This is a genomic window from Paenibacillus validus NBRC 15382, assembly GCF_004000985.1.
GTDB lineage: Bacteria > Bacillota > Bacilli > Paenibacillales > NBRC-103111 > Paenibacillus_G > Paenibacillus_G validus.
Genome location: NZ_BIMH01000039.1, coordinates 1 through 15,307 on the forward strand (window position 1 = coordinate 1; position 15,307 = coordinate 15,307).

Annotated in this window: 16 protein-coding genes; 10 read left to right on the forward strand and 6 right to left on the reverse strand. The window is 55.1% G+C overall.

All coding sequences use genetic code 11. The features are described from left to right. On the forward strand, positions 1-370 hold a 370-nt coding region (locus PVA01S_RS20075), incomplete at its 5' end, for a LutC/YkgG family protein (RefSeq protein ID WP_164751914.1). Between the two features lie 380 nt (positions 371-750). Further along, on the forward strand, positions 751-1,332 hold the full coding sequence (locus tag PVA01S_RS20080; RefSeq protein WP_054797848.1) for a hypothetical protein: 582 nt from the start codon (positions 751-753) through the stop codon (positions 1,330-1,332). Positions 1,333-1,519: 187 nt separating this feature from the next. Here the strand turns inward: PVA01S_RS20080 and nagA are convergent, their stop codons facing one another. From nagA to mtnK, 5 genes are all read right to left on the reverse strand, one after another. Beyond that, positions 1,520-2,710, reverse strand: a complete 1,191-nt coding sequence (nagA, locus tag PVA01S_RS20085; RefSeq protein WP_127609063.1) for an N-acetylglucosamine-6-phosphate deacetylase — start codon at positions 2,708-2,710, stop codon at positions 1,520-1,522. Next, complete coding sequence (gene nagB / locus PVA01S_RS20090) at positions 2,707-3,435, reverse strand: glucosamine-6-phosphate deaminase (RefSeq protein WP_127609064.1); 729 nt, start codon at positions 3,433-3,435, stop codon at positions 2,707-2,709. Before nagB ends, nagA begins: the two co-directional genes overlap by 4 nt. 4 nt (positions 3,436-3,439) lie before the next feature. Further along, a complete protein-coding gene (locus PVA01S_RS20095; RefSeq protein ID WP_127609065.1) occupies positions 3,440-4,297 on the reverse strand; it encodes a MurR/RpiR family transcriptional regulator in 858 nt (285 codons plus the stop codon). 384 nt (positions 4,298-4,681) lie between these two features. Further along, positions 4,682-5,764: an S-methyl-5-thioribose-1-phosphate isomerase gene (gene mtnA / locus PVA01S_RS20100; RefSeq protein ID WP_127609066.1), complete on the reverse strand. Its 1,083-nt coding sequence runs from the start codon at positions 5,762-5,764 to the stop codon at positions 4,682-4,684. 239 nt (positions 5,765-6,003) lie between these two features. Further along, a complete protein-coding gene (gene mtnK, locus PVA01S_RS20105) occupies positions 6,004-7,209 on the reverse strand; it encodes an S-methyl-5-thioribose kinase (RefSeq protein ID WP_127609067.1) in 1,206 nt (401 codons plus the stop codon). 227 nt (positions 7,210-7,436) lie between these two features. Between mtnK and PVA01S_RS26770 the strand changes: the two genes are divergently transcribed. Beyond that, entirely contained in the window at positions 7,437-7,598 is a 162-nt protein-coding gene (locus PVA01S_RS26770) for a hypothetical protein (RefSeq protein WP_164751915.1), read from the forward strand. 99 nt (positions 7,599-7,697) lie between these two features. Here PVA01S_RS26770 and PVA01S_RS20110 read toward each other — a convergent pair whose 3' ends face one another. Beyond that, positions 7,698-7,868, reverse strand: a complete 171-nt coding sequence (locus tag PVA01S_RS20110; protein WP_054797849.1) for a hypothetical protein — start codon at positions 7,866-7,868, stop codon at positions 7,698-7,700. 153 nt (positions 7,869-8,021) lie between these two features. Here PVA01S_RS20110 and PVA01S_RS20115 point away from each other — a divergent pair, with 153 nt between their 5' ends. The 7 genes from PVA01S_RS20115 to PVA01S_RS20145 all read left to right on the forward strand — a co-directional run bounded on the left by PVA01S_RS20115 (position 8,022) and on the right by PVA01S_RS20145 (position 15,301). Then, positions 8,022-8,594 carry a DUF1802 family protein gene (locus PVA01S_RS20115; RefSeq protein WP_054797850.1) on the forward strand — a complete coding sequence of 191 codons (573 nt, stop codon included), beginning with the start codon at positions 8,022-8,024 and terminating at the stop codon, positions 8,592-8,594. Positions 8,595-8,758: 164 nt separating this feature from the next. Continuing rightward, the gene (gene sufC / locus PVA01S_RS20120; protein WP_054800154.1) at positions 8,759-9,592 is read left to right on the forward strand and encodes a Fe-S cluster assembly ATPase SufC; all 834 of its coding nucleotides are present in this window, start codon (positions 8,759-8,761) and stop codon (positions 9,590-9,592) included. A gap of 32 nt (positions 9,593-9,624) precedes the next feature. Further along, positions 9,625-10,935 (forward strand): Fe-S cluster assembly protein SufD, encoded by a 1,311-nt coding sequence (gene sufD / locus PVA01S_RS20125; RefSeq protein ID WP_127609068.1) that lies wholly within the window; start codon positions 9,625-9,627, stop codon positions 10,933-10,935. After that, the gene (locus PVA01S_RS20130) at positions 10,932-12,155 is read left to right on the forward strand and encodes a cysteine desulfurase (RefSeq protein ID WP_127609069.1); all 1,224 of its coding nucleotides are present in this window, start codon (positions 10,932-10,934) and stop codon (positions 12,153-12,155) included. Before sufD ends, PVA01S_RS20130 begins: the two co-directional genes overlap by 4 nt. Continuing rightward, positions 12,142-12,564 (forward strand): Fe-S cluster assembly sulfur transfer protein SufU, encoded by a 423-nt coding sequence (sufU, locus tag PVA01S_RS20135; protein ID WP_054797851.1) that lies wholly within the window; start codon positions 12,142-12,144, stop codon positions 12,562-12,564. Before PVA01S_RS20130 ends, sufU begins: the two co-directional genes overlap by 14 nt. Before the next feature lie 49 nt (positions 12,565-12,613). Further along, complete coding sequence (sufB, locus tag PVA01S_RS20140) at positions 12,614-14,011, forward strand: Fe-S cluster assembly protein SufB (protein ID WP_127609070.1); 1,398 nt, start codon at positions 12,614-12,616, stop codon at positions 14,009-14,011. A gap of 186 nt (positions 14,012-14,197) precedes the next feature. Then, positions 14,198-15,301: a C40 family peptidase gene (locus PVA01S_RS20145; RefSeq protein ID WP_127609071.1), complete on the forward strand. Its 1,104-nt coding sequence runs from the start codon at positions 14,198-14,200 to the stop codon at positions 15,299-15,301. Positions 15,302-15,307 lie beyond the last annotated feature (6 nt).

Below are 15,307 nucleotides of genomic sequence, written 5' to 3' on the forward strand. Positions count from 1 at the left end.
GAGCGCCGTTGGCCCGGGCTGGGCGCGGCGAAGCGCGCTGCTTCGCCGTACGGAGCGCTGCGAGCTCGGCGTCGTCTGGCCGGATTACGCCGTCGCAGGCACGGCTACGCTTGTGCTGCAATGCTCGCCGCACCGCGGCCGTTCGGTCAGCCTGCTGACGAGCACTCTGTTCGCGGTGTTCCGCGCCGACCAGCTCGTCACGCGGATGGGCGAAGCGTTCGCGCACCTGAGCAGAGGAACCGAGACGCCGGAACAGTACGCCTCCTCGATCAACCTGATTACCGGTCCGAGCCGCAGCGCCGATATCGAGAACGATCTGACGATTGGCATTCACGGGCCCGGCAACGTCTATGCGGTCATCATCAAATAACCCCGGTTTCCGTCAGATGCTGCGTGCAGGCGAACGCGTTTCGGCGTACGTGCGTGCATACGCGGTTCGGGCTGCGCCTCTTTCATCCGCTCGTATAGGCCGATCGTCATGCGCGGCCAAAGGCCCGGGACCTATCGCACTTTCACACCTGTCATAGCTTCCATAGACCGTAGATAACGGTCTTTTTTGTTGCACACTTAGGAGACGGAGCCGTAGTGAAGACAAATGGAGGAGGACAGGAGGATTGAAGATTATTCGACGGCATTCGACAGACACTTTTCTTCAATTTCTCCTAATCTAATAAACTCCTAATATTTGACTGAAACTTTCTGAAAGAATCCCGGTTATAGTATAAGTATCAAGCAAGGAGGGTGACAGGAATGAAAGTTATGCAGCTTCTCCACAAAGGTAAAGTTTACAACGGATGCGTTTCTTACGCAGGATCGGATTTGATGGAAGTCTCCTTCGAGGAGCCTTCGACGATTAGCGGCGGAGATTCGGTGATCTGTTTCAATTTTCAAGAGCGCGTGCAGATGCGTGTGCTGCAGGTATCCCGGAGCAAGCTGGTCCTGGTTCCGGCCGATTCGGAAGTGTTCAAGATCCAAGCCCAGCGCGATACCAACTACGATATGTACCGGGATGAAGATGTATCCTTCTCCAGCTATAAACTGAACACCTACGGCACGATCAACGACGATTTCAAAACGACGGCGGTTCGTTACTGCTCGCTAAGCCGCTTGGGATTCGGTTTCGAGGTCAACGATTTTTCGGTTAAAATGAACCATGTGTACGACACCATGATCATCTGCGACGATGAGGCGATTCACCCGAAAATCATCGTTCGATACGCACATATTCAAGAGCGTACGATTCGTTACGGCGCGGAGATTCACGCGATTTCGCCGTCCGACTTGAATAAGCTGAGATACTATATCATCACCCAGCAGTTTCGTGAAAATTAAGGGGGTCCTGTGATGACAGAGTGCGATCCGGCGTTTCGCTTGCAGCGAGACGGCCGGTTTTTTTGTTGCCGCATCAAGCGGTGCGCATTGCTTTCATGACAGCCCCAAAAAAACGTCCGGGAAAAATCAAAAATCCGCACGTTTTATGGCTGTAACCGCAGCATGGCCCCAAAGCCGGCCGCACTAATTATTCGCTCGTTGTCGCATGGCCTTCGACCCAGACGCGCCCGATTTGCAGCTGCGGCGATACCAGCAGCAAATCGGCCAGCTTGCCTTCGGAGATCGTCCCGGTTTGCTCCAGACAGCCGATCGCTTTGGCCGGATTGTGGCTGGCCAGCCTGCTCGCTTCCTCGACGCTCAGGCCGACCTGCTCGACCATGAAGCGCAGCGCCTGGATCATGGTCAGCGTGCTGCCGGCCAGGGTGTTGCCTGCTTTCAACCGGGCGACGCCGTCATCCACGATGACCGGAAGGCCGCCGAGGTCGTATTCGCCGCTGCCGAGACCTGCGGCCGACATCGCATCCGTAATGAGCAGCAGGTTGTCCTTCCGTTTCGCCAGCGTCAACAGTTTAATGGCGGCCGGGTGGACATGATGCCCGTCTGCGATCACTTCGGCGTTGATGACCTCTTCGGTCAGTACGGCGCCGACAACGCCGGGATTGCGATGGTGGAGTCCGGTCATGGCGTTAAACGTATGAACGGCGTGGCGCAGACCGTAACGCGTCGCTTCCACCATTTGATCATAGGTTGCATCGGTGTGTCCTGCGGAGGCCACGATGCCTTGATCCGTCAAGCGCCGAATAAGCGGAAGCGCGTTCTCGCGCTCCGGGGCCAGCGTCATCATCCGGATCAGACCCGGGAATTCCTCCGTCCAGGCATCGAGCCAGTCGGCTTGCGGATCGACGATGAAGCTCGGGTTTTGCGCGCCGGGCCATTTGGGGCTGATGAACGGTCCTTCCAGATGAACGCCGCCCAATCGTGCATAAGGGGAACCGGCCTTCCTGTAGGCGTCTGCGGCTCGCAGCACGGCTTCGATCGCTTCGCGCGATTGGGTAACGGTCGTGGCGAGAAGCGTCGTTGTGCCTTGGCTGTTATGAAACTTCGTAATGCCGTCGATCGCTTCTTTCGTCGCCTCCATGAAATCGTACCCGTACCCACCATGCACATGAACGTCGATAAAGCCGGGCAGCAGCCAGCTGCCTGCCGCATCGACGCGCTGCAGGGCTGTGTTCGCCTGCCGTTCATCCAAGCCGTCCATCGGCCCGGCGGCGGCGATCCGTCCTTCGCCGTTAATCGCCACGTATCCGTCGCGGATCGTCTCGTTCTCCTTGACGACCTGGGCGTTAACGATAAGCGTACTCCAATTTGCGCTTTTCATGATAATAAGCTCCCCGCTTCCGCATCCAACAGAACGGCCACATTCGGATGAGTTTGCAGCAGCGAAGCCGGACATTCCGTCGTAATCGGACCTTGCAGGGCTTGTTTGACGATTTCCGCCTTATCTTTGCCGTGAACAACGAGCAGAATCATTTTCGCTTTCAAAATGGTGCCAACCCCCATCGTAATTGCCTTCGTCGGCACTTGCTCCGGGGTGTCGAAGAAGCGGGCGTTGGCCGCACGCGTCTGCTCGCGCAGCTCGACCACATGCGTGCCGCGAATAAGTGCGCCGTCCGGCTCGTTGAAGCCGATGTGCCCGTTGTGCCCGAGCCCGAGCAATTGCAGGTCGATCTGTCCGACCTGCTCCAGAAGCGTTTCGTACCGGAGGCATTCGGCCTCGAGGTCGGCGGCCATTCCGTTCGGGATATGGCACCGTTCGGGGGCGATATCCACGTGCGCGAGCAGCTGCTCCTGCATGAATGCGTAGTAGCTTGCCGCATGGTTCCGGTCGAGACCGACATATTCGTCGAGGTTGAACGAAGACGCCTTGCCGAAGCTGACGGTGCCTTGCTTGCAGGCACTCACAAGCTTCTTATAGATGCCCACGGGTGTACCGCCTGTCGCAAGTCCCAGCTTTGCGCGCGGATTCGTTTGCAGCAGGCTGACGATGATACCGGAGCCGGCTTCGTTTAACGCTTCCTGGGTTTCGAACTTTATGATATTCATAAGCTCATCTCCCTTTTTCTTTCCGGTATTTTTTCACTTGCTGGAACGATTGTTCAAGCTGGGGCACATAGTCGTCGAAGTCTTCGCTGACGAGCGCCGTGAATAAAATATCGACCACATGCAGCTGCGCGATGCGCGACGCCATATCGCCGCGGCGCATGCCCTCCTCTAAGGAGGAGGCGAATAGCCGGATATCGGCAGCTTGCGAAATCCGGTTGGAGCCGAACTTCGTCAGGGAGAGGGTGACGGCGCCGCGTTCTTTGGCGCATAACAGCGCATCGTACGTCTCCACGGTATCGCCGGAATACGAGATGGCGACCGCTACGTCGCCTTCCTCCAAGCTGGAGGCGGACGTTATTTGCATGTGGGAGTCCGGCCAGTAGTGCGCCATGATCCCTATGCGGACAAGCTTCTGCTGAAAATCGAGCGCGACGATGCCGGAGGTGGCCACACCGTACAGATCGATTCGTTTCGCCGCCCGGAGCGCGCCGACCGCTTGCTGCACCGCCTGAAGATCGAGCTGGCGCGTCGTATCCGAGATGGAGCGGATATGGTTCATCTCGATCGCCTGAACGATGCTGTGCAGCGAATTGCCCGCCACGATATCTTGGTACGTCGAATGGGTGGGCGTTACCGCGAGCTCTGCGCCCAGCTTCATGCGAAAGTCGCTGAGCCCTTTGAACATCAGATTGCGGCAAAAGCGCGAAACCGTTGCCGTGCTCGTTCCCGAACGGTCGGCAAGCTCGGTTATGCTGGATTGGACCGCCTCATGCGGGTGCTCCAGCACATATTGCGCAAGCTCCTGCTCCTTACGGTTCATCTGCCCCTGACTTTCGCGTATCGCTTGTAAAATGCCGGACATAGGATCACCCTGTATTCATATATTAAAAAAAATTTTACTTAAAACGCCGTATATTTAAGAAAATATTTTTCATATTCATACTTATCATATCCCAAACAGGATCGCTTTACAACAGCTTCTTCCATTGACTTTACCGATTTCCGCGGCATCCTCTCCTATGAAGGCGGGGCCGCCTTTGTCGGAGGAGAGATAATTAAAAAGGCCGCTGCCATTCCGCGAGGAAAGCAGCGACCTTATGCATGGTTACAAAGGATACAATAGCGGATGGCTAATCACAAGAATCGGCTGCTAGAGTTCCGCTGTTTTCGCAGGGAGCGGGAGGCCCGCCGGTCGCGAGCCCAGGCTTTACTAGGTCTGCCAGGTCCGTAAGCTCGACACTTTCAGTCAGGTAAACAGCTTTTTCAGGTTCTCGCCATACGGTGCGCGAACGACGCCTTTTTCCGTAATAATCGCGGTCACGTACTCGTTCGGCGTCACGTCGAACGCGGGGTTGTACACTTTGACGCCGACCGGAGCGGTTCGTTTGCCGAAGCCTTGCGTAATTTCGTCTTCGTGCCGTTCCTCGATCGGAATGTCTGCGCCGCTCGGCGTGTTCAGATCAATGGTCGACATCGGGCAGGCGACATAGAACGGGATACCGTGCGCTTTGGCGAGCACCGCAACGCTGTATGTGCCGATCTTGTTGGCTACATCGCCGTTCGCGGCGACGCGGTCTGTGCCTACGATAACGGCCTGCACCCAGCCTTTAGCCATCACGGCGCCGGCCATGTTGTCGCAGATCAGCGTCACGTCGACGCCGGCCTGCTGCAGCTCGAACGCCGTTAAACGTGCGCCCTGCAGTACCGGACGCGTTTCGTCGGCGAACACCTTCAGCGCGATGCCTTTCTCCTTGGCAAGGTACATCGGCGCCAGCGCCGTGCCGTACCGCGCCGTGGCGAGGCCTCCTGCGTTGCAGTGCGTGAGGACGCCCATGCCGTCCTCGAACAACTCAAGCGCGTGCTCGCCGATCAGGCGGCACGTTTCCTCATCCTCGGCCTGGATCGCAGCGGCCTCGTCCAGAAGCGCGCGCTTGGCCGCCTCCGTCTCCACGCCCTCGCCGGATGCGCCTAACAGCGCTTCCGCCCGCGCCCGCATCCGGTCCAGCGCCCAGAACAAATTGACTGCCGTCGGACGGCTCGTCGCCAAATAATCGCATTGGCGGCCGACTTCCGCCAGTAACGCTTCGCGGCTGCCGTCGAACGACCGGACGCCCAGGTATACCCCGAATGCGGCCGCGATGCCGATGGCAGGCGCGCCCCGTACGGCGAGCTGCTTAATCGCATCCCATACTTGCTTCGCCGTCGTCAGCTCCAAATATACGATCTCATCGGGCAGCAGCCTTTGATCGAGCAGATCGAGCCGGTCCTCCAGCGAGTTCCAGCGAACCGATTGCAGCCAATCGGCCGCAGGTGTTTGTTGTGTCGTCATCGTCCATTCTCTCCTTACCGGGTGATCGCTCACCTTACGCGCGTACTTTGGTATGCAAACGGGTATGCAAACTTCCCGCTTAGACGGACGCCCAAGTGCTGCACCTATCCCCGCAACACTTGGGCGATCCGTCGCTGCTTTTTACTTATGCCCAAGCATCCGCAAACGGATCTTGCGCTTTGTGACGTACCGAACCGCTTGGGCTCATGGCCCGGCAGGCCCTTATAACTCCGATTTTATTAATGGACGGCCTTATCCGCGATTTCGATCAACTGCTCGATCGAATCCGCCTGCCGGTTAAACTTGATCAGCGAAGTTCCGATCGCCAGCGCGATGCGCTGGGCGCGTTCTTTCGCAGCTTCGTCCTCCAGCTTATTGATGTCGGCCACCTGGGCCAGACCGTGCACGCGGCGCACCATCTTGCTGCCGGTAAACCCGAACGTATCGCGGAGCACTTCCTTCATGTACCAATCCTGATAGCCGGCCGTCTTCGACACGCGGTCGACGCCATGCTCGTTCCAAAGCGAACGGAATTCCGCTTCGAACTTGGTCCAGATGTCGCGAATGGTTTGCGTCAAGTAAGCGCGGTACGATTTACGGGAGTCGGCGTCTGCGCTCCAGCCTTCCTGAGAGGCGAAGTTGAGCAGCAGGTTGGCGAGAACGGCGCCGATATCGAAGCCCATAGGTCCGTAATAGGCGAATTCCGGGTCGATCACTTTCGTCGAGTCCGCTTTAATGAAGATGCTGCCGGTATGTAAATCGCCGTGCAGCAGCGATTGCGCATGGGTTAAAAATTTCCCGCGCAATATAGCAACCTCCAAGTGTAAGGCCTGATCCTTCCAAACGGCTTCGACCGCGTCGCGGATCGCCGGGGGCACGTTATTATTCGGCGAATCGGTATACGGATCGTCGAAGATCAAATCTTCCGTAATTTTGCAAAGCTCCGGGTTGATGAACCGCTTCACCTGTTCTTTCTTCTGCTGCTGGTTCATCCCGAGATCGGACGTGTAAAAAAGCGTATGCGCCAGGAAAGTCGCGATATGTCCGGCGAAAAGCGGATACCGATTGCCGTCCATCAAGCCTTTGCGCATAATGACGTGGTCGCTCAAATCCTGCATGACGGTCAGCGCCAAATCCGGCTCATACGCATATACGTGCGGAACCAGGTCCGGGCAAAGCTTGCCCTGAATGATAAGCGCTTCGCTCTCGATCCGGGCGCGGTCGAGGGTCAGCGGCCAAGATTCGCCTACGACCTTTGCATAAGGCAGCGCCTGCTTGAGAATAATGCTTTTACCGGAAGCAGGTTCAGAAATATGAAACACTAAATTTAAGTTGCCGTCGCCGATTTCCCGGCAGACCAACTCGCTGTTCTCGGAGAACAAGTCAGGTATGGAGCGGGCGTATTCAATGGCTTGGGCTTCGGAAAGTGCATGATAACCGGGCATGAGATGAATTCCTCCTTTTACACTAGAAAAACTTTTCATTGTATCAGTCATTGTATCAGTATAAAGCAATTTGATGTCGGTTGGAATAGCGGAAAACGGGGCGAGGCCAAGCAGGTCCGGCGTTTTAACAAAAAATTCACACCGCGGTAATCCTCCCGTAACGCTTGTTTATCAAACTGATACTTACAAAAGTTCATTTCTGGCTCTTATTCCGGAGGTCGATGGATGTGATTAAGATGCTGCAAAGAGCGCTGCTTGCGTTAGCTTCGCTCGCGGTCCTGACGGCGCTGGGGTTTGCCGCGGCTCTGCGCGACGATCCGTCGATGGATTCCGGCGCCAATCCTATGAAAGCGAACCTGCAGCAGCTGGAGCGTATAACGAATAAGTAGCGGATGTATGTATGGAATCAAACCCGTAATAAACAGGCAGGAAAGGGAGGGCGAACGCCTTCCCTTTTCCGCTTGGCGGCGTTCGGGCCGCGCATCGTCCTAGAAGGACGATCTGTTGCGATGCTCCACCAAATCGATCGCGCCAAGCACAACGTGAGCGAGACCGAAGCCGAAGACTGCAGCGGCAGCCATCGGATACTTGTTGCGAAGAGCGGCGCCGGACGCCGTGACAGCCGTGCCTAATACTGCTGGAATAAGACCTTCGCGCATGGTCCTTCACCCTCCTTGCATCTCGTAATGATGTAGCCCTATTAGCATCAATTAATGAGATCGATTTTATGCCGGTTCGGAATTGCATTGTTTTGGTTAAAAAACTATAATATCAGAATGGTTAACTGACAGGTGAAGGGGGGGGGAGCGACCTTGAGCGAAGTCATCGGATTGAAGGAATGGGCTGTAGCCGTAGAAGCGTTGGAACAAGGAAAGCAAATCCTGATCATGCGCAAGGGAGGCATTCGTGAAGAGACGAGGGACTTCGAAGTAGAGAGCGACAGTTTCTATCTTTATCCGACCTACGAGCACCAGCGGCAGGAGCTGGTGAAGCCGCCGTACGCGCCGCGCGTCGAAGCGTTAGCTTCGGCCTGGAACCGGGAACAGTCCGAGCTGACGGTCCGTTGTTATGCCGAGCTGGCCGAGGACATCCTTATCGACTCGCAAGAACAGCTGGACAAGCTGAGATCGTTTCATATCTGGACAGACAGGTTCGCGGAAGAACGGCTGAAGTGGAAGCGGACGAAGCCGCTGCATGTCATGCTGCTGCGGGTACATACGTTGGACGAGCCGGTTCGGGTACCGATTTTACCCGAATATAACGGATGCAAGTCGTGGATCGGGCTGCCTGCCGAGCGGCTGCATGCGGCGGCGCGTACGCCCGTATTAAGCGATGAGGCGTTCGCCAAACGGGTCGACGAAGTGAAAACGGCGTTAAACGGCTAAAAACAAAGAATTTACGCCAAAAATCGCGCGTCTAGGTATTTATTGATTCCAAATGGTAAGATTTAATAGTATATTATGATTGAGAATCATTGAGAATCAGTTTAGAATGATTCTAAAGAGAAAACAATTCCAAAAAATACAGGGAAGCACGGAGGCAACTACACATGGCAAATTCTCCTCATTTTCAAATAGAGGGCTTGAAAGCGGCAATTGAAGGCAAAGAAATTTTGAAGGGCCTCAGCCTTGAAATTAAAGGCGGCGAAGTTCACGCCATTATGGGTCCGAACGGTACGGGTAAAAGTACGCTGGCATCCACGCTGATGGGTCATCCGAAATACGAGGTGACCGCAGGCTCGGTCGTGCTTGACGGCGAAGACGTGCTGGAAATGGCGACCGACGAAAGAGCGCGCGCGGGCTTGTTCCTGGCGATGCAGTATCCGAGCGAAATTACCGGTGTCACGAACGCCGACTTCCTGCGCAGCGCGATCAACGCACGCCGTGAGGAAGGCAGCGAAATTTCGCTGATTAAATTTATCCGTCTGATGGAAGGCAAGATGAAGGAACTGGAAATGAACCCTGAGTTCATGCACCGCTACCTGAACGAAGGCTTCTCCGGCGGGGAGAAAAAGCGCAATGAAATTTTGCAAATGCTGATGCTCGACCCGAGAATCGTCATTCTTGACGAGATCGACTCCGGCCTTGACATCGACGCCCTGCGCATCGTAGCAAACGGTGTAAACGCTATGCGTTCCGAAGATCGCGGCTTCTTGATCATCACGCACTACCAACGTCTCTTGAACTACATTAAACCGGACTTTGTCCACGTGATGATGCAAGGCCGCATCGTGAAATCCGGGGGTCCTGAGCTCGCAGAACGTCTTGAGAACGAAGGCTATGACTGGGTGAAGGAAGAGCTCGGCATCGTCGACGAAACCGTCGGGGGTACTGAAGAAGAGTTCAAAATCCCGATGAATACGACGGCTCCGAAATACCAATAAGCGACCCGGGAGGGACAGGAGGAAATTAACTGATGAGCACACAAACTCTTCCGATCGACCGCGTAAGCTTGGTGGAGCAGTCCAAAGCACGGAAAGAACCCGAATGGATGACGTCTTTGCGTGAACAGGCGCTTGAACTCGCAGGAACGCTCGATTGGCCCGTATTGGAAAAAACAAGAATCGACCGTTGGAATTTGACTTCCTTCGGCACTTATAAAAAGCCGGATGCGTTGGCAACGCTTGAGGCGCTTCCGGAATCCGCCAAGTCTCTGCTGTCCGTCGGCGGCGAAGGCACGCAGGACAACCTGATTATACAGCGCAATTCCGGCGTCGTTTACAGCCGTCTGTCGGACTCGCTTAAGCAGCAGGGCGTTATTTTCTCCAGTCTGGAGGAAGCGCTGGAGACGCACGGCGATCTGGTGAAATCACATTTTATGAGCGTAGTCGGCAAGGAGGAGAACCGTTTGACGGCGCTGCATGCGGCGCTTTGGAGCGGCGGCGTATTCCTGTACGTGCCGAAGAACGTTGCAGTCGACGTTCCGGTGCAGGCTTTGTTCCTGACCGACGACGGCGAAGCGAGCTTCTCGCCGCACGTGCTGATCGTTGCCGAGCAGCATGCTTCCGTTACTTACGTGGACAACTTCGTATCCGAAGGCAGCCTGAACGGTCTTGTGCAGAATGGCGTTGTGGAAATTGTCGCGAAGCCGGGCGCGAAAGTAACCTTTGCTTCGGTTCATAACTTGAACGAGTCCGTCACGGATCTGACTTACCGCCGCGCGCTGCTGGAGAACGATGCGCAAATCGAATGGATCGTCGGGGAGATGCATTACGGCAATGCAATGTCCGATACGACGTCGATTCTGAAAGGAAACGGCTCGAACTCGGACGCCAAAGTAATCTGTGTCGGCACGAACGATCAGAAGCTGAACGTGACGACACGCGCCGTTCATTTCGGCAAAAGCTCCGACAGTAACATGATTACCCGTGCGGTCATGCGCGACGAAGCGACGGCGATCATCAACGGCATCACGAAGATCGAACACGGCGCGACCAAAGCGAACGGCGAGCAAACGGAGAAAGTGCTGATGCTCAGCCCTAAATCCCGCGGCGACGCGAATCCGATCCTGCTGATCGACGAAGATGATGTAACGGCAGGCCATGCGGCATCCGTCGGACAAGTAAATCCGGAGCAAGTGTACTACCTGATGTCCCGCGGTATTTCACGCGAAGAAGCGCAGCGCCTTATCATCTACGGATTTTTGGATCCGGTCGTTACCGAAATTCCGCTGGAGCAAATCCGCTCGCAGCTGCAACAACTCGTCGAAAGGAAGTTGGGACAATGAACACGGAGATCCGGAGTCAGTTTCCCATCTTGAACCAAGAAATTAACGGCCATCCGCTCGTGTATCTGGATTCTGCGGCGACGTCGCAGAAGCCGGTATCCGTCATCGAAGCCGTGAAAAAATATTACGAGTGGGACAACGCTAACGTGCATCGCGGCGTACACACCCTCGGTTCAAGAGCAACGGACGCCTATGAGGGCGCTCGCGAGAAGGTCCGGCGTTTCTTGAACGCCCGTTCTGCGGAAGAAATCATCTTCACGCGGGGTACAACGACGGCGATCAATCTGGCGGCATCGAGCTATGCGAAAGCGGTATGCGGACCGGGAGACGAAATTGTCATTACCCCGATGGAGCATCACAGCAATCTCATCCCGTGGCAGCAGGTCGCGAAAGCGACCGGCGCCTCGCTGAAATATATGCCGCTGCAGCAGGACGGCACCATTCATTTGGCGGATGTGGAGAAGACGATTACCGAGAAAACGAAGTTCGTCTCGATTACGTACGTCTCCAACGTGCTCGGTGTAGTGAATCCGGTGAAGGAAGTTGCCGCGATCGCCCACCGTCATGGCGCCAAAATTCTCGTCGACGGTGCCCAAAGCACGCCGCACAAGAAGGTCGACGTGCAGGATCTGGATTGCGATTTCTACGCCTTCTCCTCGCATAAGATGTGCGGACCGACAGGCTTCGGAGCCTTGTACGGCAAGAAGGAACTGCTCCAGGAGATGGAGCCGGTCGAATTCGGCGGCGAAATGATCGATCATGTCGGGTTGTTCGACTCGACGTGGAAGGAGCTGCCGTGGAAGTTCGAAGGCGGTACGCCGATTATTGCCGGCGCCGTCGGACTCGCGGCCGCGATCGATTTCCTCGAAAGCATCGGTCTCGATGAAATTGAACGGCACGAGAAACATTTGACCGCTTATGCAATGGAGCGTATGCTGGAAGTAGACGGATTGACCGTCTACGGTCCGCAAACGAACCGTGTCGGTCTCATTACGTTCAATCTCGACGACGTGCATCCGCACGATGTGGCTACGGTGCTTGACGCCGACGGCATTGCCGTTCGCGCCGGCCACCACTGCTGCCAGCCTCTGATGCGCTGGTTGAACGTGACGGCAACGGCTCGCGCCAGCTTTTACTTATACAACAACGAAGCGGATATTGACCGTTTGATCGCTTCCCTCATCAAAACAAAGGAGTACTTCGGTCATGCAATTGGATGATTTATACCGCCGCGTCATCATGGATCATTATAAAAACCCGCGTAACCGCGGCAGCTTCGAAGGCGAGTCGGTCAGCATCGATCTGAACAACCCGACGTGCGGCGACAAAATTCAGCTGCAAATGCAAATCGAAGAAGGTAAGGTCAAAGCCGCAAAATTTCTAGGCGACGGCTGCTCGATCAGCTTGTCTTCCGCCTCGATGATGACGGATGCCGTGAAGGGCAAGACACTGGAAGAAGCGCTGCAGATGGCTGACAATTTTTCCGGTATGATGAAGGGCGAGCCTGTCGAATTCGAGTACGAGGATCTTGAGGCTTTGTCAGGCGTTAACAAATTCCCCGCACGGATCAAGTGCGCCACGCTCGCGTGGAACGCGCTGCGCAAAGGAATTGAACAAGCGAAGCATTGATCGGAAGCGTATATCGCAAACTAAGATCATTAAAGGAGGCTCGAAAGCCATGGCAAAAAAAATGCCTGAAATGGAAGAGTACAAATATGGGTTTCGCGACGAGCACAAAGCGGTCTTCCAGAGCGGTAAAGGGCTGACGCGCGAAATCGTCACCGAGATTTCCCGCATGAAGAACGAGCCGGAATGGATGCTCGAATTTCGTCTGAAATCGCTCGATCAGTTCCTGAAAATGCCGATGCCGAAATGGGGCGGCAATATGGAAGACCTCGATTTCAACGACATTCAATACTATGTAAAACCTTCCGAGAAGCAAGGGAAAACATGGGAAGAAGTGCCGACCGAGATCAAGGAAACGTTCGACAAGCTGGGTATCCCGGAAGCGGAGCAAAAATTCCTTGCCGGCGTATCCGCCCAATACGAATCCGAGGTCGTTTATCACAGCATGCAGAAAGACCTGGAAGATCAAGGCGTACTGTTTATGGATACCGACACGGCTTTGAGAGAGCATCCGGAAATTTTCAGAAAGTTCTTCGGCACCATCATCCCGCCGAGCGACAATAAATTCGCAGCGCTGAACAGCGCCGTTTGGTCCGGGGGCAGCTTCATCTATGTACCGAAGGGCGTGAAGGTGGAAATTCCGCTTCAAGCGTATTTCCGCATCAACTCCGAGAACATGGGCCAATTCGAGCGGACGCTCATCATTGCCGATGAAGGCAGCTTCGTGCACTATGTAGAAGGCTGTACGGCTCCGGTATACAGCACGAACTCGCTGCACAGCGCCGTGGTGGAGATCATCTGCCTGAAAGATTCCCGCGTTCGTTACACAACGATCCAAAACTGGGCGCCGAACATCTACAACCTCGTGACGAAGCGCGCCGTTGCGGAAGAAAATGCGACGATGGAATGGGTCGACGGCAACATCGGCTCCAAGCTGACGATGAAATACCCGGCTGTCGTTCTTAAAGGCCGCGGAGCTAAAGGCATGGTGCTTTCCATCGCTGTTGCCGGTAAAGGCCAGCACCAGGATGCAGGCGCGAAAATGACGCATCTGGCGCCGGATACGACGTCCACAATCGTTTCCAAGTCGATCAGTAAACACGGCGGTAAAGTAACCTACCGCGGTTTGGCATCGTTCGGCCGCAACTCGCAAGGGTCCAAGGCGAATATCAAATGCGATACGCTGATCATGGATAATCAATCGACGTCCGACACCATTCCGTACAACGAAATTATGAACGACAACATTACGCTCGAGCACGAAGCGACGGTATCCAAAGTGTCTGAGGATCAATTGTTCTACTTGATGAGCCGCGGCTTAACCGAAGCCGAAGCGACTCAAATGATTGTTATGGGCTTCATCGAACCGTTCACGAAGGAACTGCCGATGGAATACGCGGTCGAGATGAACCGGCTTATTAAATTCGAGATGGAAGGCTCGATCGGTTAAGGCAAGGAGCGAACCGATTCATTCTTCAAGACACGCAAGCTGCGAATATGCAGCGCTGCGTGTCTTTTTTATTTCCAACGTCTTGCCGTGCATAGCTCCGCTGCTCCTGCCTCATGCTATGAACAGATAATTGGATTCCATGACAGACAAGGGGTAGGTAGGATGAAGAATGGCGGCACTCGTTCCATGATAATGAAGGTATTGATAGTAGCGCTCCTAAGCGTTACGGCCGGGTGCGGCCAACTGTCCAAGGAGCAGCAGCAAACCCGGCAGCAGAGCTTGGCGAATCGGGAACAGCAGAATGCGGACCGCTCGATCAGCGAGCAATATAACGGAAAGACGATGAATGTCGGAGACGGCAGCACGATTCACATGACGGGCTCGGAAGAAATACTGACGATTCCGTTGAAGACCGTTGACGGTGTGAGCTATGTGATCGGCTCGGAGCTTGCGAGTGCTATCGGGTTCCATCACAAGTGGAACGAAAGCAGCAACACCTTCATGATCGGCGACAACGACGCCGCTTATGAGCTGCAGGCGGGCAGTACGACCGCTCAGCGCGGGGATTCCAAGGTCCAGCTGCCGCAACCGCCCATTTTGCGTAATTCACAATTCCATATTCCGGTTTCCGCGCTCGGCAACCTGTTGGCGGACGACGTTCGCTTTGAGGTTCAGGGCCAATCGATGATCGTACGGGCTACGGGAGAGACCGTGCCGGAAAGTATGGATGGGCCTGACGAGGCGAATACGGGTGCTGAGCTAGATTTTGCCGACGATCCGAATGATCCGTACAAGGGGACGGGGGCGAAAGCGACGCTGGGTCAGGTGGAAGATGGGGACACTCTCTCGGCGGAACGTATGGAACCCGAAGCGGTTCCCGTGTTGAAGAACATCAACATGGATACCCTGATCGCTCAGGCGAAACGTTATCTTGGCGTAAAATACGAGTTCGGCGCTGAACCTTACCCGAAATCCGGGAAGTTCGACTGCTCCTCGTTCACGCAATATGTATTCGGTAAATCCGGTATCCAATTGAAGCGGACCGCTCGTGATCAAGGCAATCAAGGCGAACCCGTCAGCCGTAAAAACTTGCGCAAGGGCGACTTGATGTTTTTTTATGTGCCGGGCCGGTTCAAAAGCAATAAAACGATCGGGCATGTGTCGATCTATATGGGCGACCAGCAGATGATTCATGCGTCGCCCAGTCAGAATAACGGCGTGCAAATTACGAATATCAACAAAGCTTACTGGAAAAAAACGTTTTTGAAGGCAAAGCGCGTGGCCCTATAACTGCAA